12 protein-coding genes are annotated in these 25,708 nt (G+C 64.8%); 5 read left to right on the top strand and 7 right to left on the bottom strand.

What is annotated here, in order from left to right:
- The 4 genes from BLX42_RS16375 to BLX42_RS16360 all read right to left on the bottom strand — a co-directional run.
- Positions 1 to 301, bottom strand: a 301-nt coding sequence (locus BLX42_RS16375) for an XdhC family protein (RefSeq protein ID WP_306092925.1), incomplete at its 3' end; no start/stop codon positions are given.
- Between the two features lie 3 nt (positions 302 to 304).
- Complete coding sequence (locus BLX42_RS16370; RefSeq protein ID WP_046785279.1) at positions 305 to 1,516, bottom strand: cytochrome c; 1,212 nt, start codon at positions 1,514 to 1,516, stop codon at positions 305 to 307.
- Positions 1,517 to 1,518: 2 nt separating this feature from the next.
- Positions 1,519 to 2,055 (bottom strand): (2Fe-2S)-binding protein, encoded by a 537-nt coding sequence (locus BLX42_RS16365; protein ID WP_046785280.1) that lies wholly within the window; start codon positions 2,053 to 2,055, stop codon positions 1,519 to 1,521.
- Positions 2,048 to 4,879 (bottom strand): xanthine dehydrogenase family protein molybdopterin-binding subunit, encoded by a 2,832-nt coding sequence (locus BLX42_RS16360; protein WP_161872177.1) that lies wholly within the window; start codon positions 4,877 to 4,879, stop codon positions 2,048 to 2,050. The genes BLX42_RS16365 and BLX42_RS16360 overlap by 8 nt, the downstream gene beginning before the upstream one ends.
- A gap of 265 nt (positions 4,880 to 5,144) precedes the next feature.
- Here BLX42_RS16360 and dsbD point away from each other — a divergent pair, with 265 nt between their 5' ends.
- The 3 genes from dsbD to dsbG are packed head-to-tail and all read left to right on the top strand — an operon-like array spanning position 5,145 to position 8,453.
- The gene (gene dsbD, locus BLX42_RS16355) at positions 5,145 to 6,857 is read left to right on the top strand and encodes a protein-disulfide reductase DsbD (protein ID WP_161872176.1); all 1,713 of its coding nucleotides are present in this window, start codon (positions 5,145 to 5,147) and stop codon (positions 6,855 to 6,857) included.
- Positions 6,857 to 7,693, top strand: coding sequence for a TlpA family protein disulfide reductase (locus tag BLX42_RS16350; RefSeq protein ID WP_046785283.1), 837 nt, complete (start codon positions 6,857 to 6,859; stop codon positions 7,691 to 7,693). The genes dsbD and BLX42_RS16350 overlap by 1 nt, the downstream gene beginning before the upstream one ends.
- A gap of 1 nt (position 7,694) precedes the next feature.
- Positions 7,695 to 8,453 (top strand): thiol:disulfide interchange protein DsbG, encoded by a 759-nt coding sequence (gene dsbG / locus BLX42_RS16345; protein ID WP_161872175.1) that lies wholly within the window; start codon positions 7,695 to 7,697, stop codon positions 8,451 to 8,453.
- Between the two features lie 815 nt (positions 8,454 to 9,268).
- Here dsbG and BLX42_RS16340 read toward each other — a convergent pair.
- Positions 9,269 to 22,222 carry a non-ribosomal peptide synthetase gene (locus BLX42_RS16340; RefSeq protein WP_161872174.1) on the bottom strand — a complete coding sequence of 4,318 codons (12,954 nt, stop codon included), beginning with the start codon at positions 22,220 to 22,222 and terminating at the stop codon, positions 9,269 to 9,271.
- 305 nt (positions 22,223 to 22,527) lie between these two features.
- Between BLX42_RS16340 and BLX42_RS16335 the strand changes: the two genes are divergently transcribed.
- Positions 22,528 to 23,058, top strand: coding sequence for an RNA polymerase factor sigma-70 (locus BLX42_RS16335; protein ID WP_046785285.1), 531 nt, complete (start codon positions 22,528 to 22,530; stop codon positions 23,056 to 23,058).
- An 80-nt stretch (positions 23,059 to 23,138) separates the two neighbouring features.
- Here the strand turns inward: BLX42_RS16335 and BLX42_RS16330 are convergent, their stop codons facing one another.
- Both BLX42_RS16330 and BLX42_RS16325 read right to left on the bottom strand, forming a co-directional pair.
- Positions 23,139 to 24,152 carry a GNAT family N-acetyltransferase gene (locus BLX42_RS16330; RefSeq protein WP_161872173.1) on the bottom strand — a complete coding sequence of 338 codons (1,014 nt, stop codon included), beginning with the start codon at positions 24,150 to 24,152 and terminating at the stop codon, positions 23,139 to 23,141.
- Positions 24,153 to 24,216: 64 nt separating this feature from the next.
- Positions 24,217 to 25,017, bottom strand: coding sequence for an ABC transporter substrate-binding protein (locus tag BLX42_RS16325; RefSeq protein WP_161872172.1), 801 nt, complete (start codon positions 25,015 to 25,017; stop codon positions 24,217 to 24,219).
- 163 nt (positions 25,018 to 25,180) lie between these two features.
- Here BLX42_RS16325 and BLX42_RS16320 point away from each other — a divergent pair.
- On the top strand, positions 25,181 to 25,708 hold a 528-nt coding region (locus BLX42_RS16320; protein WP_161872171.1), incomplete at its 3' end, for an exonuclease domain-containing protein.

The following is a 25,708-nucleotide window of genomic DNA, read 5'->3' as shown; positions in this document are numbered from 1 at the left end:
CCTCCAGCACCCCGCCACAGGGCAGACGAATGCTCGAGCGCCGGTCGCTGCCATCGCCATAACGCACGATCGCGACCGGCTCGGGAAACTCGCCAAGGGCCACGCGCTCAAGGAAGTCTTCCTCGACGCAGCCGCCCGACAGCGAGCCCACCCACTGCCCTGCCTCGTTCACCGCCAGCAGCGAGCCCGGTGCGCGAGGCGCCGACCCGTAAGTGGCAAGCACCGTGCACAACCAGACCCGCTGGCCGTTGCCCGACCACTGCATCGCCTGGTGTACGACCTGCAGATCTAGATGTTGCACGTATTACTCCGCCTTCAGCTCAGCTAGCTGCTGTACGCTCAAATCACCCGGCAATCCGCCCCAGGCCTGACGCAGGTAGTTGACCATATCCGTGACCTGCTCATCACTGAGTTTGTCGGCAAAGCCTGGCATTGGCTGCATGCGTTCGAAGCCTGTGAATTGCTGCTCACGGATACCGTCGAGGATGGCCTTGACCAGGTTGCGCGAGTCCCCCTGACGCAGCACCGTGTTGCCCTGCATGGCCACCGCGATATGCGGCTTGCCTTCGCCGTCGACACCGTGGCAGCCGGCGCAGACGTTGAGGTACTGCTGACGGCCGCGCTTGGCGCTGTCGCTGAGCTGGTCCAGGGGGACTTCCTGTATGACCTTGGCAGGCGGTGGCTGTTCACCCAACAGATAAGTGGCCATGGCAGCCAGGTCGGCGTCCTTGAGATGCTGGGTGCTGTGGTGCACCACCGGGTACATCTCGTTGAACATGCTGCCCTGGGCGCTGATGCCGTGTTTGAGGAAGGTGGTGAGGTCGGGGTGGGTCCAGCCACGCTCGGCGAGGTCCTTGGCCAGCAGGCTCGGTGCCAGGTAGCCATTGAGCAGCCCGCCGGTCAGGCGCTGATCCTGCTGCAGCGCACCAATCGGGTTACGCGGGGTATGGCACTCGCCGCAGTGGCCCATGACTTCGACCATGTACTGCCCGCGCTGCCATGCCGGACTCTTGCCGTCGGTGGGCTGCAACTGCACGCTCTTGCCGTACAGCATGTTCCAGCCCGACAGGCCCATGCGCACGTTGAACGGGAAGCTGAGCTTGGTCTGCGGTGCCGGGCGGTTGATCGGCGGCACGGTCATCAGGTATGCAAGGATCGCGTCCGAGTCTTCCCGCAAGATCAGGTGGTACGAGGTGTAGGGCATGGCCGGGTACAGGTTGGCGCCGTCCTTGCGTTTGCCCTCGGTGACAGCCGCAAAGAATTCGTCGGCCGTGTAGTTGCCGATGCCGTACTGTTTGTCCGGGGTGATGTTGGTGCCATAGATGGTCCCGAACGGCGAGTGGATCGGCAGGCCGCCGGCATACGGCGCGCCGCCTTCGGCGGTGTGGCAGGCCATGCAGTCGGCAGCACGGGCCAGGTATTCCCCACGTTTGACCAGCGCCTGGTCATCTGCCTGGGCAACCATGGCGACGGCAAGGCCCAGCGCCAGCGTGAGACCGGAACGAACGAACGCCATGCTCAACCCTCCTTGACCAGGCCGAGGTCGTTGAGGACCGTGCGGGTAGCATCGTAGTAGCGTACGTAGCCGGTGCAGCGGCAAATGTGATGCCCCAGGCTCTCTTCGATGCGGTCTTCAAGTTCGCTCTTCTTCACCGGTTGGCGCTGGGCACTTTCCACCAGCACGGTCGCCGCGTTGACGAAGCCGGGTGCACAGTAGCTGCACTGGAAGGCGAACAGGTCGACGAACTTCTGCTGGATCGGGTTCAGCGTGAAGTTGCCGGCCTCGTCCTGCTTGGCATGGCTCTCGATGGTACGGACCTTCTTGCCGGCGAAGTAGTGGGCACCGGTGATGCAGGTGCGCACTTCTTCACTGGTGCCATCGGGGTTGTCGACGATCACCACGCAGGCATGGCAGATACCCTGGCCGCAACCCAGGCGCGAGCCGGTGAGGTTCTGGTGTTCGTGCAGGTAATCGATCATCGCCAGGTCGTCGGGGACCTCGACCGGACCGACAGGTTGACCATTGAGGGTCAGTTGAAGCGGACGGTTAGCCATTGAGGGCCTCCTTGATGCGGGCTGGAGTAATCGGAAGATCGCGAACACGCTTGCCAATGGCATGGGCCACGGCGTTGCCGATGGCACCGACCACCGGGATCATCACCACCTCGGCAATGCCCTTGGACGGGTCGGTGGGCGACAACGGTGGGAGGATCTCGGACGTCTGCTTCCAGACGGCCACGTCCTTGGCATGCGGCAGGCGATAGCGGTTGAAGTTCCAGTCGCCCTCCCCCGGGCCACCCTCATGAAGTGGCATCTCTTCGGTCAGCGCATGGCCAATGCCCATGGCGATGCCGCCTTCGAGCTGGCCCTTGACCAGCTCCGGTACCAACACCCGGCCGCACTCGACCCAGCTGTGATGGTTGAGCACCTGGACTTCATGGGTGCCCTTGTTCACTTTCACTTCGACGATAGTGGCCACCGGGCTGTAGTAAGTGACCATGGCGTTGTTCAACTGGGTGGCCGGGTAGGCGGCGTTCTGCCGGTCGAGCAAGTGGTAGCCGTTGCTGCTCATCTGCGCTTTCTTGGCGTTTGGCGCACCGTCGCCGTATTTAACGGCCACGGCATCGAGCGGGAAACGCTCGCGCACGCCGTCGATGACGAAGTCGGCTTCTGCCCAGCTCCAACGGTTGAAACCGTGAACGCTGACGCCGGTGACCAGGCCCATTTCGTGGGCTTTCTTCGCAAGCTGGGCGAAGGGAATGGGCGCCAGCCCGTTGCCAGTCAGCTCACCATTGACCCACACCGCGTTCTCGCGGCGCACCACCAAGGGGTTGGCCTGCCCACCGAACGGGCCTTGGCGCCACAGGGCCATGGCCGCCGGCCAGAGGCCATGATTGAACAGCACGCGCGCCGCTTCGCGGGTGGCGTGGCTGAAATAGAACGCCGAGTTGGTCGCCGACGATGGCGATGCCAGTTTGCCGACCCAGCGCGGGTTGCGCAGCGCCGCATCCTGCTCGGCCTGGCTGATCAGGTACGGGTTGCCGCTGGTGGCCAGTTGCAGTTCAGGCCACTCGGTCACTGCGGTCTTCACCTCGTCGGCCGAGCGGCCGAGGAAGTCGCTGACCACCAGGGCCTGGGAAGTGGACATGCCGGTGCCCAGTTCGGTGCCGATGTGGCGCAGGCTGATGCGGCCATCGGCAGTGAACTCGACGCTGGCCATCGGCGCTTCGGAACCGGTGCCGAAATCCTTCTGGCAAATGGCAAAGCCCACGCCGTACCAGTGGTCCGGGTCCTTGGCGTCCATCTGTCGCTTGCGCGCGTCACGGTTGCGCCACCAGTCGTGGGCAGCAGCCTTGTCGAGGATCTCGTGCAGGCGCAGGGCGCCGGCAGGCACTGCGCCCTGGGTGTTCTTCATGCCTGACTTCAGCGCATTGGCCCGACGCAGGTCGATGGCATCGACACCCAGGCGTTGGGCGACCTCGTCGACCATCATTTCGGTGGCCGCCATGGTCTGCAGGGTACCGTAGCCACGCATGGACCCTGCCTCGACGCCCCGCGAGTGGTAGGCGGTGACGGACAGGTCGTTCTGCGGCATGTAGTAGATAGACTGCGCCGCCGTGGCCCCGACTGCGGCCACCGACGGGCTGTAGTTGATGCGGCCACCGCCGTCACAGCTCATGTCGGCGCGGAAGATCCTGAAGCTGTTGTCCTTCTTGTCCACGGCCAGTTGATAGCGGATGTCGAAGGCATGACGCTTGATGCCGCTCTGGAACTGCTCATAGCGGTCGTTGGCCAGGCGGACCGGCACACCAGCGCCATACAGCGCGGCAACCGCGGCATAGAACACGAAGATGTTGTTGTCTTTGGAGCCATAGCCCACGGTGTAACCCGGGTGCATGTTGAGGTGTTTGAGGGCGAAGCGCGACGGCTTGATCATGTGCACGCAGTCCTGCGCCACTTCGAACGGGCACTGGGTGGCGACCACGAAGTGCAGCGTGCCGGTGCCGGCGTCGAACCAGCCATTGCCGTTGTCGGGCTCAAGCGCCGCCGGCTCGATGGAAGGCGTCTTGTAGCGCTCATCGAACACCAGCCAGTCTTCGGGCGGGTTGTCCAGTTGCTCGCCGATGCGTTTGGCGTAGAACAGGCCCTGCTCGGTGAGGTCGCCGTGCTGGTTGGGCTGCTTGGACCACACCGGCTTACGGTTGAGAATGGTGGGGAACAGCATGGCGTTCTTCAGGCTGGAGAACTCATCGTCGTCGAACGGCGTGGCACCGCCAACGCGAACGAAGCGGAAGCTGCCATAGGGGTCGCGCTGATACAGCGGGGCCTGGGCCCCGTAGCGGATCGCCTTGTCATTGAACTGCAGCTTGCGCTTGGCCTGGCGGAAGCGCTCGAAGTCGTTCCAGATCAGGATCGCCACCGGGTGGCCAATGAACATCGGCACCTTGCCAGGTGGCAACAGCGGGTCGGGCGAATGGGCTTCGGGCCAGGCAATGCCGTCCTTTTCCAGGTCAGCGGAGGTGACGATGCGGTCTGGCTGCAACCCGGCGCCGAGCCACTCAAGGTCGTAACCGGCGTAGATACGGTCGGCCTTGGTGGTCTTGAGCAACATGGCGTGCCCTTGCTGCTCGGGCCAGCCGGGCATGTCCTTGGCGCGGATGTCGCGGGCAAAGACTTTGTTGCCGCACACCTTGGACAACGCGTCGTTACGGAAACGCGCCTTGCCGTCGTGGTTCATCCACTTCTGCGGCGAGGTGGTGACACGATCTTCCATCAGTGCGGCGAAGGCCTGGCTGCCGAGCGGCGCCATGCTCACGCCGACACCGGCGATCAGGCCACCTTGCAGGAAGGAGCGCCGGGAAATATCACGGTTGGACATGCTTGATCCTCTGGGCAGGCCGCTGCCTGCCCATCTTTTGATTCTTGTGCTGGAAACGCGGAAGGAGGTGAGCGCCGACATAGGGCGCTCACAAAAACTGACTTTCACGTCAACTTTACAGCACTCAAGTAGGTTTTGGCAAAGTCAAGCAGACAGTATGTCGCGGTATGTCCATGCTCAGCTCGCACGAACGTGGCCACAGGTTAACCTTGGGTTAATCGGCTCAGGCCAGCATGGCCCCGTTCAAATCTGCCAAGGCGAAGACATGCGCGTCCTCCTGCTCTTCCTAACATTCCTTATGGCCGGCCCGCTGCAGGCCAACCCGTTCGACGTAAAGCCCGACTTCCTGCCGGTGAACCAGGCGTTCGTCCTGACCCACGACCGCCAGGCCGACGGCCAGATGCGCCTTTATTTCCAGATCAAACAGGGTTACTACCTCTACCAGAAGCGCCTGAAATTCGACGGCCTGCCCGTCGAGCAGCACCCGCAACTGCCGCCGGCCCTCAACCATCACGATGAATTCTTCGGCGACAGCGCGGTGTACCGCGACCAACTCGAACTGCTGCTGCCCGCCAACGCCCAAGGCCAGTTGCGCCTGGGCTGGCAGGGCTGCGCCGACGCCGGCCTGTGCTACCCGCCGCAAACCACTGTCATCGACCTGGGCGGCAGCGCCGCGCCTGCCACTGACCAGGCCAGCGACCAAGCCCTGGCCAGCGGCCTGCAAAGCGCCAGCCTTGGCTGGAGCCTGCTGGCGTTCTTCGGCCTCGGCCTGCTGCTGGCGTTCACCCCTTGCTCGCTGCCCATGCTGCCGATCCTCGCCGGCCTGGTCATGGGCAACGGCGCCAGCGCACGACGTGGCTGGGTGCTGGCCGGGGTCTACGTGCTGAGCATGGCGCTGGTGTATGCAGGGCTCGGCGTGGTCGCCGCGCTGCTTGGCGCCAGCCTGCAAGCCTGGCTGCAGCAGCCTTGGCTGTTGGGCAGCCTGGCGGCGCTGTTCGTGTTACTTGCCCTGCCGATGTTCGGCGCTTTCGAATTGCAATTGCCAGCCGCCCTGCGTGATCGCCTGGACCGTGCCGGGCAGAGCACCCGGGGCGGCAACCTCTACGGTGCGGCGCTATTGGGAGCACTGTCCGGCCTGCTGCTCGGGCCGTGCATGACCGCCCCGCTGGCCGGCGCCCTGCTTTACATCGCGCAGAGTGGCGATGTGCTGCAAGGCGCGCTGGTGCTGTTCAGCCTTGGCCTGGGCATGGGTGTGCCACTGCTGTTGCTGGTGACCTTGGGCAACCGCTACCTGCCGCGCCCGGGCGCCTGGATGGAGCGAGTAAAGGGGGTGTTCGGCTTCGTGTTCCTGGCCATGGCCCTGTACACCGTACGCAGCCTGCTCGCCGCACCGCTGCTGCTGGCCTTGAGCGGCGCGTGGCTGATTGCACTGGGCTGGGCCGCGTGGCCGGCCCTGCAGCGCTTGCCTGCCTTGCGCGCCGTACCGCTGCTGGGCGCATTGTGGGGTGGGCTGCTGCTGATAGGCGCTGCCGCCGGTGGCGATGACCTCTGGCAGCCGTTGCGCCCGTTTGCCGGTGGCCCCGCACCTTCGGCCACTCAGCACGCCGAAGATGCGTTTGTCACCGTCAGCCGCCCGGAGGACCTGCAACGTGAGCTCGATGCGGCCAAAGCCCGTGGCCAATGGGTGATGGTCGATTACTACGCCGACTGGTGCGTATCGTGCAAAGTCATGGAAAAGCAGGTGTTTGCCCGTGACGATGTGCAAGCCAGCCTGGCCGGCGTGCACCTGCTGCGCCTGGACGTGACAGCCGATGCCCCCGCCAGCCGCGCGCTGCTGCAGCGCTACCAGGTACCCGGCCCACCCAGCATCATCTGGCTCGGCCCGGAAGGCGAGGAACGCCGCGCACGGCGCATCACCGGCGAGGTGGATGCGGCCGCATTCCTGCAACATTGGACCCAGACCAGGAGCCAAGGTTGATGCTGACTGTAACCTTGGGGCCCCTGACCATGGCCCTCAATCATCTGTTGATGCTCGCCGCCCTGGGCATCGCCAGTGTGGTCGGCTGGTGGGTCGCCCGGCGTGGCGGCGAAAGCCCGGAGTCGGCGCTGTTCAACCTGTTCCTGATCGGCCTGCTGTGCGCTCGGCTGGGTTTCGTGCTGGTTTACTGGCCAATGTACCGCGATGACCTGGTGCAGGTGATCGACATCCGCGACGGTGGTTTCCTGCTCTGGTCGGGGCTGATCGGTGTCGTGCTCGCCAGCCTCTGGCAAGGCTGGCGCCACCCCGGGCTGCGCCGCCCGCTGGGCTGGGCACTGTTCAGTGGCGCGCTGTTCTGGGGCCTGGCCAGCCTTGGCAGCCATCTGTACAGCAAGGGCACCGAGCTGCCAGAGCTGAGCCTGCGCAATGCCAGCGGGCAATCGGTTGCGCTGCACAGCTACCGCGGCAAGCCGCTGGTGATCAACATCTGGGCGACCTGGTGCCCGCCGTGCCGACGGGAAATGCCGGTGCTGCAACACGCCCAGGGTGAGTACCCTCACGTGACGTTCCTGTTCGTCAACCAGGGCGAGACGCCGGAAAACGTCAGCACCTTCCTCGCCACCACCGGCCTGAGCCTGACCCATGTGCTGTTCGACGGCACCGGCATCCTGGCCCAGCGGGTAGGTTCGATGGCCCTGCCCACCACCCTGTTCTACGACGCCAACGGGCGGCTGATCGGCAGCCACCTGGGCGAGCTGTCCCGGGCCAGCCTGCGCCATGCCCTGGAACCTTTCGAACGGGCCGCTGCGCCCGCCCCTGCCGCACAAGGAAAATGACATGCGACTGACTGCACTGCTGCCCCTGTCCCTGGCCCTGCTGGCCACCCCGCTGGCGCATGCCGAAACCCTGCCCAAGGCAATCGAGCAACTGCAAGCCAAGGGCGCCGTGATCAAAGGCAGCTTCGATGCCCCCGATGGCCTGCGCGGTTACGCCGCCGAGTACCAGAACAACGGCATCGCCCTGTACCTCACACCCGATGGCAAGCATGTACTGGTCGGCAGCCTGTTTGACGAACAGGGCCAGGACCTGAGTGCCGCCCCCCTGGAAAAGCTGGTGTACGGGCCCATGTCCAAGGCCATCTGGGCGAAGCTGGAAAAAACCAGCTGGATCGCTGACGGCAAAGCCGATGCACCGCGCAAGGTATACCTGTTCAGTGACCCGAACTGCCCATACTGCAACATGTTCTGGCAGCAGGCACGGCCATGGGTAGAGTCGGGCAAGGTGCAGCTGCGCCATATCATGGTCGGCATCATCCGCGAGGACAGCCCAGGCAAGTCGGCGGCACTGCTGGCCGCCAAGGACCCGGCCAAAGCGCTGGAACAGCATGAGAAAGCAGGCAAGGCCAGTACGCTGAAAGCGCTGGACAAGGTGCCAGAGGCGGTGCAGCAGAAACTGGCGGCGAACCTGGCCTTGATGGAAGAAATGGGCCTGCAGGCCACCCCGGCGATCTTCTATCAGGATGAGCAGGGCAACCTGCAGAGCCAGCAAGGGGCACCGCGGCCGGAGTTGTTGGGGAAAATTCTCGGCAAGCGTTAAATGTTGCAGATTTCGGGTTCTCGGTGCTCCTGAGATCGAGCGCCGCGCGGGCGCGGCTCGATCTCGCAAGCGCAACAATACCCCTCCCTGAAAGAAGGGGGACAAAGCAGGTCCCCTTCCACCCGGCTATTGAGTTGCCCGCCGAAAACATCACGAAACACTAATCACAAAAAAACGCTATAAACGCATTGCAATCAATTCAAAGAATAAAAGCGAAAAGTACTACACCACCTCAAGAAAACCTGCCAGAACACCTCAATAAACGACAAGATCCACCCATCCTACTTAGCCTCTGTAGGAAAACACCTAAGCATTATTCTTACATTTAAAAACCCCAATAAACCGCCGCATCAGTTTCGCTCGCTCAGGGCCGGATTAACACAGGTTGACATTTGCCAACCCTACAGCAACTCTTGACGCAGGCTTACTCTGCAGCCTGGCTGGCTTCAGTCACAGCACTTGAATTGCATCCCAGAGACGAAATGAAAACAATAAGAACCTACAACTATGAAATACTTAACTTTGAACCACCCCCAAACAACAACCTAAAGCACCGGACCTCCCCGCCTCGGCCATGCCAGAGGACAAACATCACTCTATTATTGTGCACTCAACTCATTGGCTACACGATCATCAACGCCACCATTCAAAACAATGAAGAAAACCTCCCGAAACGTATCGAATACTGGGTGACCGCAGCCACCTCTTTGCGGGTAAATCGACTCCCACAGGCTCGCCGCTGTATGTGATACAACGCAAAACCTGTGGGAGCGGGGTAGCCCGGGAAGAGGCCGTTACAGGCTAAGCTGTGGCTGTCACAACCCCTCCAGCTCCGCCATCAGATCACTCAACCGATCCACCTTGCCCTCATCCAGCGCGCTGCCCTGCAGCCCACGCACATACTCCGCCAGCTCCTCAACCGTACTGCACTCGAACATCGCCCGCAGCGGGACGTTCAGCTGCAACTGTTTCTGCACCCGCGAGGCAATCTGCGTTGCCAGAAGCGAATGCCCGCCCAGCTCGAAGAAGTTGTCGTGCACCCCTACCCGCTCGGCCTTCAGCACGTCGGCCCAGATACCGGCGAGCACCTCTTCCAGCTCGTCGCGTGGCGCCAGGTAGGCCAGGCCATGCTGGCCGCCGATGTCGATGGCCGGCAAAGCCTTGCGGTCGAGCTTGCCGTTGGCGTTGTGCGGCAGGCTGTCGAACCAGCCCCAGTGCAGCGGCACCATGTATTCCGGCAAATCAGCACGCAAGCATTGCTTGACCTGCTCAAGCAGCGCGGCATCGGCGGTGACGCCCTGATGAGCCACCAGGTATCCGACCAGGTGCTTGCCGTTGACACCGTCCTGTACACCCACGGCGGCGTCGCGGATTTCGGCCTGCTCGTGCAGGCGGGCTTCGATTTCACCCAGTTCGATCCGGTAACCGCGGATCTTCACCTGGTGGTCGATACGACCGACATATTCGAACACGCCATCCGGGCGCTGCCGTGCCAGGTCACCAGTGCGGTACAGGCGCTCGCCCGGCGCACCATGCGGGTGGGGGATGAAGGCCAGAGCGGTACGCACCGGGTCGCCGACATAGCCCCGGCCCACGCCGGTACCAGCTACGCACAGCTCGCCCACCGCGCCCAGCGGTACCAAGGCCTGGTCCTCGCCGTACAGGTACAGGCGGTTGTTGTCGGTTGGCGTGCCGATCGGCAGGTAGCTGCCACGGGTCGAGGCCAGGTCGACGCGGAAGAACGCCACGTCATCGGAGCACTCCGCCGGGCCGTAGGCGTTGACCAGGCCGATGCCCGGGTAGCGCTGCAGCCATTGCGCGGCCAGCTCCGGCGGCATGGCTTCGCCGGTCGGCAGCATCCAGCGCAGGCCACCCAGCGCCTGATGATCGTTGGCCAGCATGCCCTGGATCAGCGAGGGCACGCTCTCCAGCACCGTGATGCCGGTGGCCTGAACATGCGTCAGCAGGCCCTGCGGATCGTGGGCGATGGCGTTTGGCACGATCTCGACCCTGGCGCCGAACAATGGCGCGGCAAGGAACTGCCAGACCGAGATATCGAAGCTCTGCGAGGCGGTCTGGGCAATCACATCCTGCTCGCTCAGCGCCAGGTACGGCACCTTGCTCAGCTGGTTGTTGAGCATGCCGCGCTGCTCGACCATCACGCCTTTGGGCAGGCCAGTGGAGCCTGAGGTGTAGATCACGTAGGCGAGGTTGTCCGGCCCACTGTGGATACCCGGGTTGTGGCTGGCGATGTTGCTCGATTGCACCTCCTCCCATATCAACAGCCGCGGCCGCGCCACGCCGGCCAGTTCGTCCAGCAACAGGCGCGCCTGCTCGGCACAGGCTGCGCTGCACACCAGCACCGGCGTGCGGCTGAGCTCGACGATACGCTGCAGGCGCGCCGACGGCAGGCCAGGGTCCAACGGCAGGTAACCGGCACCTGCCTTGAAGCTGCCGACGATCATGCCCAGCAGTGGCAGGCCACGCTCGGCCAGCAGCGCGACCGGCTGATCGATGCCTGCACCCGCAGCGACCAGCGCATGGCCCAGGCGGTTGGCTGCCAGGTTCAAGCCGGCATAGTCATAGCTCGCCTCCATGCAACGGGCCACCGTGCGCCCGGGATGCGCTGCAACCTGTGCCTCGAATTGCGCGACGTAGCTCTGCTCCAGGGCATAGGCCCGTTCGGTGCGGTTGCACGCCTGAAGCAGGAAGCGTTCCTCTGCCTCACCCAGCAACGGCAGCTCGCTGACCTGCCCGTCGAAACCTTGCACCAACGCCAGCAACAGGCGCTTGAACTCGGCCAGCAAGCGCTCGACGGTTGAATGGTCGAAGTAGCGCTGGTCGAACGACAGGTGCAGGCCAAGGTCGTCGCCCGGGTAGCACACCGCCGTCAACGGGAAATTGGTGTGAGTACGGCCCGAGTCCGAGCTGGCGTTGAGGTGCTGGGCGTGGTCGAGCACCGCGGTTTCCACCGGGGCGTTCTCGAACACGAACAAGCTGTTGAACAGCGGCTGGCCTTTGGGCAGTTCGCTGCACTCCTGGATCGTCACCAACGGCAGGTATTCGTACTCGCGCAGCTCCATGTTGCGCTCCAGCAGGCCTTGCAGCCACTGGCGCACGCTGCAGCGCTGGCCCGGTTCGGGCAATTGCACACGCAGGGCGATGCTGTTGATGAACAGGCCGACGGTGCGCTGCATCTGCGGCATGCTCACCGGCCGCCCGGCAACGGTCACGCCAAAGGCGACGTCGCGCTCACCGCTGTAGCGGGCAAGCACCAGGGCCCAGGCCGCCTGGGCGAAGGTGTTGATGGTCAGTTGATGAGCCTGGGCCAGTTCGCGCAGGCGCACGCCATCACTCACCTCCAGGCGGGTGTAGCAGTCACCGACCAGCATGCCGTCACCGGCATGGTCATGACGCAGCGGGCGGTCGCTTGGGATCGCCGTGGCGCGCTCGAAGCCAGCCAGGTTGGCCTGCCACCAGGCTCGTGCTTCGCCCAGGTCCTGGCGTTGCAGCCAGCCGATGTAGTCGCGATAGCGTGGCGGCATCGGCAGCTGGGCCTGGCGGCCTTCGCCGAGGGCCTGGTAGAGCTCGAAGAAGTCGTTCATCAACAACGAGCGGCACCAGGCATCGATGAGGATGTGGTGGTTGCTCATCATGAACCAGTAACGCTCATCGTCCACGCGTACCAGCCGCAGGTGGAACGGCGCCTGGCGCAGCAGCTCGAAGCCAGCCTCGCGCTCTTGCTTGTGCAGCGCTTGCAGGCGTTGTTCCTGGGCCTCGTCGTCAAGGCCGCGCCAGTCCTGATAGTCGACAGGGGTGTTACCCGGTTTGTGAATGATCTGCAGCATCGCTTCGCCGGCATTCCAGCTGAACGATGCCCGCAGTGCCTCGTGGCGGGCCACCACCGCCTGCCAGGCCTGGGCGAAGCGCTGCGGGTCGAGGGCGCTGTTGATGCGGTAACGGTCCTGCATGTAGTAGATGCCGGTACCCGGCTCCAGCAGGGTATGCAGCAGCAGGCCCTCCTGCATTGGGGTCAGCGGGTAGACGTCTTCGATTTCGGCAGCCGGAACCGGCAGCGCGTCGATCTGTTCCTGGGTCAGGTGCGCCAGTGGGAAGTCCGAAGGCGTGAAGCTGCCCGTACCCTGGGCCAGGCAGTGGCCGACCAGGGCAAGCAGTTCGTGGCGATAAGCCTCGGCCAGGCGCGCAATGGTCTGCTCGTCGAAACGTTCGCGGCTATAAGTCCAGCGCAACTGCAAGGCACCGCCATAGACCTGGCCGTCGACGCTCAGCCAGTTCGGCAGTGGCGCGTCGAGGTCGTGGGCCAGGCCCGCAGGGGCATCCAGCGGCTGGAACAGCGCCGCGCTGTCGAACTGCTGGTCGAACTGGCCGAGGTAGTTGAAGGTGATGCGTGCTTGCGGCAGCGCGGCCATGCTTTCGCGCCCGGCGTCATCAGCCAGGTAACGCAGCACGCCGTAGCCCTGGCCTTTGTGCGGCACCTGGCGCAGCTGTTCCTTGATGCGTTTGATCGAGGTGGCGCGGGCGCTGTCGTCCTCACCCGCCTGAGGGTTCAGGCGCAGCGGGTAGGCACTGGTGAACCAGCCCACGCTGCGGGTCAGGTCCATGTCTTCGAACAGCCCGTCACGGCCATGGCCTTCTAGCTGCACCAGCACCTCGTCGTCACCGGTCCAGCGGCACAGGCTACGCGCCAGGGCAGTCAGCAGCAGGTCGTTGACCTGGGTGTGGTACGCCGCGGGGGCCTGCTGCAACAACTGACGGGTCTGCTCCACATCCAGGGCGATGGCCAGGGTATTGGCGTGCCGCTGCAGGTTGCCGCCCTGCGGGTGATCGCATGGCAGCTCATGGCGCACATCCCCCAGCTGGTCTTGCCACCAGCCGAGCTCATCGCGCAGCGAATCGCTGCCGGCGTAGCTTGCCAGGCGCGCAGCCCAGTCGGCCATGGCGTGGGTCTTGGCCGCCAGCGGCTGACCACGGTACAGCGCCTGCAGGTCTTCGAGCAGCACGCGCCAGGACACTCCATCGACCACCAGGTGATGGATCGCCAGCAACAGCCGCTGGGCGCCCTGCCCGTCGCTGACCAGCAAGGCCCGCAGCAATGGCCCCTGCTCCAGATCCAGGCTGCGTTGTACGTCGGTGTACAGCGCCTGACAGGAATTGAAATCGGCCACCGTGGCAGTCCATAGCAGTTGCTCGCCAGGCGATGCGGCGTATTCGCCCTGCCAGCGGCCATCTGCCTGGGTAAACCGCAGGCGCAGGCTGTCGTGGTGTGCCACCAGGGTGGCCAGGGCCCGCTCCAGCAGGGCGCTGTCCAGCGGCACGCGCGCCTGAAGCAAGACGGCCTGGTTCCAGTGTTGCGGTTGGGCCACCTCACTGTCGAAGAACCAGTGCTGAATCGGCGTCAGGCCGCTGCGGCCCTGGCGCTGGCCCTGCTCGATGCTGTTCGCCACCTCGCTGCGGCTGGCCACGGCGGCCAGTGTCTGGATGGTCTGGTGCTGGAACAGGTCGCGCGGGGTGAACTGCAGGCCAAGCTGACGGGCCCGGCTGACCACCTGGATGGACAGGATCGAATCACCGCCCAGTTCAAAGAAGTTGTCCTGCACGCCAACGCGGGAGATGTTGAGCACCTCGCGCCAGATCTGCGCCAGTTGCTCCTCAAGCGCGTTCGCAGGTGCCTGGTACTGTTCGCGGGCCTGTTCCAGGTCTGGCAGCGGCAAGGCACGGCGGTCCAGCTTGCCGTTGCCCATCAGCGGCAGGCTGCCCAGCAGTACCAGGTGCGTCGGCACCATGTAATCGGGCAGGTGCTGACGGGCGTGCGCCTTGACCGCTTCGCGCAACCGGGCCTGGACCTCACTGTCAGCGCTGGCCTGCTTGCACACCAGGTAACCGACCAGCTGTTTGCCGCCGGGCAAGTCGTGAGCCAGCACCACAGCCTCTTCGATATCGGCATGCGCCTGCAGACAGCTCTCGATTTCGCCAAGCTCGATACGGAAGCCGCGGATCTTCACCTGCTGGTCGGCACGCCCGACATACTCCACCAGGCCGTCGGCGCGCAGGCGCACCAGGTCACCGGTGCGGTACAGGCGCCCACCGTCATGGCTGAACGGGTCGGCGACAAAACGCTCGGCGCTCAAGCCAGGGCGGTCGTGATAGCCCTGGGCAAGCCCTACCCCGCCGATGTACAACTCGCCGATGCCGCCTTGTGGCAGCAACGCCAGATCGTCATCGAGGATATAGGCACTGCGGGCACCGATCACCCGGCCGATCGGCACGCTGCCGGCATCGGTGGGCAAGGTGTCAGGGGCAAGACAAGCCAGGGGCATGACCACCGTCTCGGTCGGGCCGTAGGCGTTGAAGAACTGCTGGGGGGCGAAGGCCTGACGGATACGCGTCAGGTGCTCGCCGGTCAGCGCCTCGCCGCCGGTGATCACCAGGCGTACCGGCAGTTGCTCGCCCTCCCCGGCCAGGTACTGGGCCAGCTGGCTGCCGTAGCTTGGGGTGAAACCGAGAATGCTGACCTTTTGCTCGCGTACCAGTTGGCAGATGTCTTCGGCGCCCCATTGCCCCTGGGCACGCAGCACCACGCGGGCGCCGCACAGCAGCGGCACCAGCAGGCGCTCGCTGGCCGCGTCGAAGTTGATCGAATAGAAGTGCAGTTCGCAGTCGTCGCTGCGCATGCCGAAGGCCTTGATCACCGCCTGGCAATGCATGGCGATTTCGCCGTGGCTGACCACCACACCCTTGGGTTTGCCGGTGGACCCCGAGGTGTAGATCAGGTAGGCCTGGTGCTGCGGCAGGTTGAGGTTGGCCAAGGGTGCATCGCTGTAGGCGGACAAACCTGCGGCGTCGTCCTCCAGGCTCCAGCGCGCTACGCCGTCGGGCAGTTCGCCAAGGGTTTCGAGCAGCGCGCGCTGGCTCAGCAGCAGGCCGATGCGGCTGTCCTCGATCATGTAACGCAGGCGGTCGAGCGGGTATTCCGGGTCGAGCGGCACGTACGCGCCGCCGGCCTTGAGGATGGCCAGCAAGCCGACGACCATCTCCAGCGAACGCTCCAGCGCCAGGCCCACGCGCACCTGCGGGCCGACACCCCGCTCGCGCAGGGCACGGGCCAGGCGGTTGGCCTGCTGGTCGAGCTCGGCATAGCTCAGGTGCCGGCCGGCGAAGGTCAGCGCGCCGGCTTGTGGCGTGCGCGCAGCCTGGGCGGCGAACAGGCCGTGAAGGGTCTGCTCAGGGGCGAGATCATGCTCACCCTGCAACTGGTCGAGCAATACCTGCTGTTCGGCCCCGGCCAGCATCGGCAGCTCGCACAGACGCTGATGCGGGTTGTCCAGCAAGCCGACCAGCAACTGTTGCCAATGCTCGGCCATGCGCGCGATCCGCGGTTCATCGAACAGGTCGCGGCTGTAGGTCAGGCAGCAACCGAGACGGCCATCTAGGTCGGTCACCTCCAGGTACAGATCGAACTTGGTGGCGCTGGCATCGTTGACCAGGTAATCCACCTGCATGCCTGCCAGCTCACGGCTTTGCTGGAAGGCCCAGCGCTGCACGTTGCACATCACCTGGAACAGCGGGTTGTAGGCTCTGCTGCGCGGGGGCTGCAGGGCTTCTACCAGTTGCTCGAATGGCAGGTCCTGGTGCGACTGGCCTTCGATGGCGGCCCGGCGCACCTGGTCGAGCAAGGCGGCTACGGTCATCTGCCCGTCCACCTCGCAGCGCAGCACCTGGGTGTTGAGGAAGGCGCCGATCAGCCCTTCGCTTTCGGGGCGGATACGGTTGGCCACCGGCGCACCGATGCGCAGGTCGCGCTGGCCGCTGTAGCGGTGCAGCAAGGCGGCCAGGGTGGCGGTCATGGTCATGAACAAGGTCAGCCCGCGCTGGCTGTTGAAGGCCTGCACGCGGGCAACCAGCGCCGGGTCCAGCTCGAAGCGGTACAGCTCGCCACGGTGGCTCTGCACGGCCGGGCGTGGCCGGTCAGCCGGCAGGGCCAGGACCGGGTGCTCGTCGCCCAGGCGGGCTTTCCAGTAGGCCAGTTGGCGCGCCCCTTCGCCGCTTTCCAGCCACTGCCGCTGCCAGACGCTGTAGTCCAGGTACTGCACCGGCAACGGCGTCAGTGGCGACTCGCGTTCATCGACGAACGCTTCGTACAGCTCGCCCAGTTCGCGGGCGAAGATGTCCATGGCCCAGCCTTCGGTGACGATATGGTGCAGCGTGAGCACGAAATAGTGCTCGCGCTCCGCGGCCTTGACCAGGCAGGCACGCAGCAGCGGGCCACGCTCCAGGTCGAACGGCTGGTGCGCCTGGGCGTCGGCCAGTTGCTGCAGGCGCTGCTCGCGCAGGGCTGCTGGCAAGGTGCTGAAATCCTGCCAGTCCAGGTGTACGGCGCCTTCGCCGGCCACGCACTGGTAGGGCACACCGTCAATGCTAGGGAACGTGGTGCGCAAGGTTTCATGGCGCACGATCAACCCCTGCAGTGCGCGCTCGAACGCATCCACATGCAGCGTGCCGCGCAGGCGCGCCATGCCGCCGACGTTGTAGGCCGGGCTGTCCGGCTCCATCTGCCAGAGGAACCACATGCGTTGTTGCGAATACGACAGCGGCACAGCCTGGCGGCGGTCGACGCGGGTGATCTCGCCCTGCAGGTTGCGTTCGCCGGCTTCGCGGATGCGGGCGATCTCGGCGCAGAAGGCGCCCAGCTCGCTTGCTTCGAACAGCACCTTCAAGGGCAGCTCGACATCGCAGGCCTGGCGGGTGCGCGAGACGATCTGGGTGGCCAGCAGCGAGTGCCCGCCAAGGGCGAAGAAATCGTCGTGCAAGCCGATGCGCGGCAGGTTCAGCACCTCGCACCAGATGGCCGCAACCTGCTGCTGCAACGCTGTCTGCGGCGCGACATGTTCGCGCTGCTGCCAGACCGGTGCCGGCAGCGCCTTGCGATCGACCTTGCCACTGGGCCCCAGCGGCATGTGTTCAAGCGCGATCAGTTGCGCTGGCACCATGTAGGCAGGCAGGCGTTCGGCCAGGCTGGCGAGCAATGCCTCGGCTTGCCCCGGGCCGCTGTAGTAGCCGACCAGCTGCGCGCCCACGGCGTCCTGATGGATCAGCACCAGCGCTTGCTCGACACCCGGCTGAGCAAGCAGGCAGGCTTGGACTTCTTCGGGCTCGACGCGAAAACCTCGCACTTTCACCTGTTGGTCCAGGCGGCCGAGGTATTCCAGAGCCTGGGCCTGTACCTGCCAGCGGGCACGGTCGCCACTGCGGTACAGGCGCTCGCCATTGCCATCGGCCTGCGGCACGAAGCGTTCGGCGGTCAGGCCAGGGCGGCCGAGGTAGCCGCGGGCAAGCCCCGCGCCTCCCAGGTACAGCTCGCCTGGCACGCCCGGTGCGGCCAGTTGCAGTTCACCGTCGAGCACACGGCAGATCACGTTGCCCAACGGCCGGCCAATGGGCGAGCGTTCGCCGTCTTCAGCCTGGCAGTGCCAATGGGTGACGTTGATGGCGGTTTCGGTCGGACCATAGCGGTTGTGCAGTTGGACCTGCGGCAGCCGTTGCAGCACGCGGTCGCGCAAGCTCGCCGACAACGCCTCGCCACCGCAGAACAGCCGGCGCAAGCTGCTGCAGCCAGCGGCCAGCGGCTCTTGCACGAACACCTGCAGCAAAGGCGGCACGAAGTGCAGCGTGGTGACCCCGTGCTGCTGCACCAGCGCGGCGATGCGCTGCGGGTCACGGTGCTCGCCGGGGCCGGCCAGCACCAGCTTGCAGCCGGTGATCAAAGGCCAGAAGCACTCCCAGACCGACACGTCGAAACTGATCGGCGCCTTCTGCATCAGCACATCGCCCGCATCCAGCGCATAAGTGGCCTGCATCCACTGCAGGCGTTCGGCCAAAGCTGCATGGGTGTTGCCCACGCCTTTGGGCTGGCCGGTGGAACCGGAGGTGTAGATCACATAGGCCAGGTTGTCGCCGTGCAGGTGCAGGCCAGGCGCGTGGCTTGGCCAACTGTCCAGGTGCAGCTGATCGAGGGCAATGGCACTGACGCCATCGACTTGCGGCAGGTTGGCCAGCATGCCGCTGTTGCTCAGTAGCAGGCTGGCCTGGCAATCGCGCAGCATGTAGGCCAGGCGTTCGGCCGGGTAGTCGACATCAAGCGGCACATAGGCACCGCCCGCCTTGAGGATCGCCAGCAGACCGACCAGCAGTTGCGGCGAGCGCTCCACGGCGATGGCCACGCAGCAGTCGGGGCCGACGCCTTTGTCGCGCAGGTAATGGGCCAGGCGGTTGGCTTGTTGGTGCAGTTCGGCGTAATCCAGGCTGCCACCTTCCCAAACCAGCGCCCTGCGCTCAGGGGTCTGGCGCGCCTGTTCATTGAGTTGCTCGACCACCAGGCGCTGCAGTGCCGGCGCCGGCGCCTGGCCCCAGGCCAGCAATTGTTGGCGGGCTTGCTCATCCAGCAAAGCGACGTCGCCCAGGGCCAGTTGCGAGTCCGCGCACACTTGCTCGAGCAGCGCCAGCAGGTGCTGTGCCAGGCGGGTGACGGTATCTTCGGCAAACAGCTCGGCGGCGTAGTCGAAGGCCAGGCTCAGGCGGCCCAAGTGGTCTTCCTCGCTGTGCAACTGCAGGTCGAACTTGGCTTCGCGGCTGTGCCACGGCAACTCTTCTGCCAGCAAGCCCGGCAGGCCGCGCAGGGCCGAGAGGTCGCGCTGCTGGTGGTTGAACATGACCTGAAACAGGCCCTGCTCACGGGCGTCGGGCAACGCTTCGAGCAGTTGCTCGAACGGCAGGTCCTGGTGGGCCTGGGCATCGAGGGTCGCCTGCCTTACCTGAGCCAGCAGTTGCGCGAACGGCTGGCGGCCATCGAGCTGCGCTCGCAGCACCTGGGTGTTGATGAAGAAACCGACCATGCCCTGGGTTTCCTGGCGCGGGCGGTTGGCATTGGGTACACCGACACGGATGTCGTGCTGGCCGGTGTAGCGGTGCAGCAGGCCCTGCCAGGCTGCCAGCAGCACCATGAACAAGCTGGCCTGATGTTCGCGGGCCAGGCCCTTGAGGGCTTCGCTCAGCTTGGCCGGTACTTTGACGTTCAAGCGTGCCGCACGGTTTGCCTGCTGGCTGGAACGCGGCCGGTCCGGGTGCAGGTCGAGCACCGGTAGCGCATCGCCCAGCCGGGCTTTCCAGTATTCAAGCTGGCGCGTGCTTTCGCCTTCAGCCAGCCATTGGCGCTGCCAGTTGCCATAGTCGGCGTAACCCAATGGTAAAGGCGCCAGCGAAGCCTCAAGGCCCTGGCAACGGGCGGCATACAGTTTGGCGAATTCGTCGAGCAGGATGTTCAGCGACCAGCCATCGGCGACGATGTGATGCAAGGTCACCCACAGCTGATGGTCTTCGTCACCCAGCCGCACCAGGGTCACGCGCAGCAACGGGCCCTGGCCCAGGTCGAACGGTAGCTGTGCTTCGGCTTCGCGGCGCTCGGCCACGTCGGTGGCTGGCAGCCCTTGCAGGTCCAGGTGCAGCAGGGTGAACGCCTGCCGGGGCAGGATGCGCTGCAGCGCCTGGCCGTGTTCTTCGCTGAACACGGTGCGCAACGATTCGTGGCGCGCCACCAGCGCCTGGAATGCGGCATCCAGCGCAGCTTCGTCCAGCTCGCCGCGCAGGTGCAGGCCGGCAGGTATGTTGTAGGCCGCCGACTGCGGCGCCAGCTGCCACAGCAGCCAAAGGCGGTTTTGCGCCAACGACTGCGGCAGGGCCTGCCCACGGTCAAGGCGGGCAATGGTCGCCGTTTCGCCACCCCCCTGGGCGAGGATTGCCGCCACGGCAGCGCTGTACTGCGCCAGGGTCGGTGCTTCGAACAGGGTGCGCAGGCCCAGCGCGATACCCAGTTCATCGGCCAGACGCGCAGTCACCTGGGTGGCAGCGATGGAGTTGCCGCCCAGCAGCAGGAAGTGATCATCGGCGGCGACTGATTCGGCCTTGAGCACCTCGCACCAGAGGGCCGCGATACGTGCCTGCAGGCCGTCGCCGGCAGCGGCAGTTTCACCGGTTTCGACGGGCGTCGGGAAGCGTGCGTAGCAGTCCAGGCTGCCATCGTCCATGCGCAGGCGGCAGGCCGATCGCTGCAGCTTGCCGCTGGAGGTCTTGGGCAAGGCCCCCGGGTTGAGCAACAGGACCACGGCAGGCGCCTGCCGGCAGGCGTCGGCGACGACCTGGCGCAGCGTCTTGATCAGCGCCTCGGGGGTGGACGCCTTCTGCACGTTACGGCTGATTTCCACCGCAACACCGATCCCCTCTTCACCCTGGTCGTCCACGGCAAATACCGCTACACGGCCCTTGCGCAGCACATCGACTTCACGTTCCAGGGTTTTTTCCAGGTCCTGCGGGTAGAGGTTCTGGCCACGGACGATCAGCATGTCCTTCAGGCGCCCGGTGACGAACACTTCACCTTCACGCATGAAGCCCAGGTCACCGGTGCGCAGCCACGTCTGGCCGTCCATTTCGACAAAGGTCCGCGCGCTGGCCTCAGGGTTGCGCCAGTAGCCCGAAGCGATGCTGGGGCCAGCGGCACAGATTTCGCCAACCCGATTGTCACTCAGCACGTCCAGGCACTGTGGCTCGACGATACGGACCGCATGCCCTGGCTGCGGGTAGCCGCAGCTCATCAGCACGCTGCCCTTGCCGGCTTCTGCGCGGTTGGCGGCGAAGGCGTCGCCGTCGAGTTCCAGCGCGCCGATGCCTTGGCCACGGCGGCTGCCGCTGACGAACAAGGTGGCCTCGGCCAGGCCATAACTGGCAAAGAAGCTGCTGGGCGTGAAACCGCAGGGGGCGAACTTCTCGGCGAAGGTGTCCAGGCTGTCCTGGCGAATCGGCTCGGAGCCGGAATAGGCCACACGCCAGCGGCTCAGGTCGAGGCTGGCCAGGGCCGCCTCACTGACCCGCTCGCTGCACAGGCGGTAGGCAAAGTCCGGCCCGCCGCTGATGGTGCCGCCGTATTCGCTGATCGCCTGCAGCCAGCGCTGCGGCCGTGCGAGAAAGTAACCTGGCGACATCAGCACACACGGTACGCCACTGAAGATGGGCTGCAGCAGCCCGCCGATCAGGCCCATGTCGTGGTACAGCGGCAACCAGCTGACGATCACATCGTCGGGGTTGAGGTCGATGCCAAACCCATGGCGGATCAACTGCTCGTTGGCCACCAGGTTGCCGTGGCTGACCTGCACGCCCTTGGGCAGGGCGGTGGAGCCGGAGGTGTACTGGAGGAAGGCGATGTCGTCGCCGGCCAGCGCCGGTTCGCGCCAGTCACTGGCCAGGGCCGGGTCCAGGCCATCCACTGTCAGCAGCTCAGGGGCGCTGTCTGCGGCGAGTGCTTGCAGGCCCTGCAGGCTGTCGTGCAGCGCTGCCACGGTCAGCAGCAGGCGGGGCTCGGCGTCGTCGATGATCGACAGCAGGCGCTCCTGGTGATGCTGGCGCGAAGACTCCGGCGGGTAGGCCGGTACGGCGATGACACCGGCATACAGGCAACCGAAGAACGCCGCCACATAGTCCGGCCCGCTGGGGAACAGCAGCACGGCGCGGTCACCGAACGCGGCGCGGGCCTGCAAGGCTGCGGCGATGGTGCGTGCACGCATGTCCAGTTCCCGATAGCTGAGCACCGCCTGCTCGCCGGGCGCATCGGCCAAAAAGCGCAAGGCGATGCGCTCAGGGGTGTGCGCAGCACGTTGCGCCAGGGCCTGGACCAGCGAGAGCGGGAGTTCGAAGGCGTCCATCATGGGGTGTTCCTGCCAGTGTCTGGGTAAGTCGGGCCGGCTGCCGCGCGTGGTTCGGCGGGCAGCGTCCGGCGGCCGGATGTACACAGGGGAACGGATGGGCAACGCAAGAAATTACCGGGAAGTCGCAGCGACCAGGCGCACGGAAAGTGACGCGCATCACGATCGCCTGCTTAGAACTGAAACTAATAGATACTCATTAACTTTCGTATTTGACAATCATTATCATTCTGAATAGTTTGTCGCACGTCGTAGGAAGCTTCCCCAAGTGGGGTGCTCCTATTCCCCTCTGTGACAAGGTGATTTCCATGGCGGAACAACTATCCACAAGTAAGTGCGATTCACCATTACTCCAGGCATTCGTCGACAACCGCAGCATCCTGGTCAAGATCGCAGCCCGCATCACCGGCTGCCGCTCACGGGCCGAAGACGTGGTGCAGGACGCTTTTTTCCGGCTCGGCGCCGCCCCCCAGATCACCTCGTCGTTCAAGGCCCAGCTCAGCTACCTGTTCCAGATCGTGCGCAACCTGGCCATCGACCATTACCGCAAGCAGGCGATGGAGCTGAGGTACTCAGGCAGCGAAGAGGAAGGTTTGAACGTGGTCATCCAGAACACCTCGCCCGAGGCCACGCACATCAACCTGGCGGCCCTTGAGCACATTGCCGAGGCGCTCAACGAGCTGCCCCAGCGCACCCGTTACGCTTTCGAGATGTACCGCCTGCACGGCGTGCCGCAGAAAGACATCGCCAAGGAGCTGGGTGTGTCGCCCACGCTGGTCAACTTCATGATCCGTGATGCGCTGGTTCATTGCCGCAAGACCGCCAGCCGCCAGGCCTGAAGCAGCTGCAAGCTGCAAGATGAATCAGCGGCGACGCGCCCTTCTCTTGCAGCTTGAAGCTTGCAGCTCGAAGCGCCCCCCTAAGCCAGCCTGCAGCGATCGAAAAACCGCTCCCGCCCCAGGATCATCAACGCTGCGCGCTTGTGCGGAAAATCGAACTCCTTGTCGCAATGGAAGCACTGGTCGTGCATGTAGCCGATCATCTTGCCATTGTCGGCACGGGGCTCGGCCACCACCCGCTGGGTGCGTGGGTCATCCAGAAACAGGTAGTGCACCAGCGCCGACAGCCAGCTGGCGACCTTGTGCGGACCGCGATGCGCCTGCTCACCCACCAGCATGTGGATGCCGCGGTCGTAGTCGTCAACTTGATAGAACGGCGCGATGCGGTCCTCCTTGGCCCAATAAGCCTCGAAGTAGGCAAATGGCTGATCGTCGAAGCAGCCGATCAAGGTCACGGTGTGCGGGTCGGCTTCCAGCTTGGCCAGGTATTCCCTGTGCTGCTCCAACGACCCGCCCTCCTGCCAGAATTGCTCCACACGCGGATCGTTCTGCCAGCGATTGAAGCGCTCCAGGTCCTGTTCGAGCTCCAGGGTGCGCAGCGACACCCAACTCCCCAGGCGCGCATCGAAGCGCCGATACACCTCGCCACGGGGCTTGGGTGCGCGGCGCGGGTGGCGTTTGCCATTGTTGATCTGCATCTGTTGCGGGTACGCGCCGCTGTCCGGCTGGCCGAGCCAGGGCTGTGGCAATTGCCAGAACATGGAACGCTCGCACAGGTATACGCCTGGCTGTTGCGTGCTGAGCAGCAGGCCGCTGGCGAGGGCCTCAGGTACAGACTGCGGCAGGTGCCAGGCAAGGCGCTGGCAGGCTGTGTCACGCGACAACAACCAATAACAGGCGGCCCACAGGGCCTGCTGTGGGCGTTCGGGGCACAGGCGTTCAACATGCACCGCCAGGGTAGCGGCTGGCGCCAGGCGCACCTGGATCAGCGGGCGGCCCTCCAGGGTCAGGCTCAACCAGCAATCGCCCTCTTCAGCGCTCAGGCTGCGCCAGCGAGGCTGTGACAAGGGTTGCGAAGCGGCATCGAACGGCATGGTCAGGGCTCACAGAAAATGAAAGAAAGGCTCACTTCTGAAAACGTCACTGCAATCGGGGAATTTAGTCATGGGGAGCGTGGACGGTGATCCGGTAAGGCTGGAAGATGCGGGCCAGCTCGCCGGTATCACGCAGGTGGCGCAGCAGCGCGGCCAATTGCTCGTCGCTGATAGGCGCGCCGGGGCGCAGCAAAGCATAGTGATGGTAGACCTGGTCGATGCGCGTGGAGGCCATCAACTGGTCGTGACCGGCCGGGTTGCGCGCCAGGAAATCACTGAGGTACGAGCGCGTCACCAGGGCGATGTCGGCTCGGCCGGCCTGCACCATCAGCAGGTTGCTGTCGTGCGAATAGGTCAGCGTGGCGTTGTAGGCCTTGCGCAGGTAGTTGGGGTCCGGGTTGAAACGGGCGAATGCATAGTGGTAGCCGTTGAACAGCGCCAGCCGTTTGCCGGCGAGGTCATCGAAATAGTGCTGGTCCCGGCCATCGGCCCGTTTGGCGACGAACACCTCGGCATCTTCCAGGCCCATGTCCACCGCCTGGTGCGGTATCCGTTGCCAGCCCCACTGCGGGTTTTCGAAGATGGCCATGTCGGTGCGGCCTTGCTGGAAATCGCCAAAGCGCCGCTGAATCGATGTGGGCACCAGCACGAAGCGATAATCTTGCTGCAGGCGGTTCAACGCTTCGACCAGTTGCGGCAGCAGCCCGGTGTCGGCACCCTGCTCGGGGCGAACCGTATAAGGCGGAAAATGCGCAGCGCCGACCTTTACCTCGATGGCGTCGGCAGCCCAGACCGGTGCCGCCAGCCATACCGCGGCCAGCATCAACAGGGTGGTCAAAGCCTTCAGGCCGGGCGCTGGAGTCAAGACGGACACTCATCACGGTTCATACCTGGATGCGCCTAAGCTAGGCGTTTTCCTGGCAAGGCACAACTGCTGGTTATGCCAAAGTGAGGGCATTTTGCCAGGGGATGCCGTGACGCCCGACATTGGCTACGCTGCTTTGGCATGTATGGCGAGGGAGCCTGGTATGGGCCACTGGTTGGTGATCGACCTGGAAGCTACCACCGATGACGGTGGCTGGCCGGTGACGGAGATGGAAATCATTGAAATCGGCGCCAGCCTGGTGACCCGTGAAGGCCGCGAAGTAGACCACTTCCAGCGCTTCGTGCGGCCCCGGCGGCGGCCGCAATTGACGCCGTTCTGCCGCGAACTGACACACATCAGCCAGGCCAATGTGGACAGCGCAGCGCCATTTCCCGAGGTATGGGCGCGTTTCGAACGCTGGCTGGGGCACCATCGCGGGCAGTTGCAGGCCTGGGTCAGCTGGGGTGATTACGACCGCCAGCAATTGCTGCAGGAATGGCAGCAACATCAACTCGACAGTCTGTTGCGCAACCTGCCGCATATCAACCTCAAGCAGCGCTTCGCCAAGGCTCGTCACCTGCAGCGCCCGACGGGCCTCAACGGTGCCCTGCAACTGGCCGGCATGCATTTTTGCGGGCAACAGCACCGGGCGCTGGAGGATGCCCGCAATACCGCGCGGCTATTGCCCTTG

The sequence above is a fragment of the Pseudomonas sp. SG-MS2 genome (assembly GCF_009933855.1).
Lineage (GTDB): Bacteria > Pseudomonadota > Gammaproteobacteria > Pseudomonadales > Pseudomonadaceae > Aquipseudomonas > Aquipseudomonas putida_E.
Note: the sequence above shows the minus strand (reverse complement) of the source record. Positions and strands in the feature narration are given on the sequence as shown.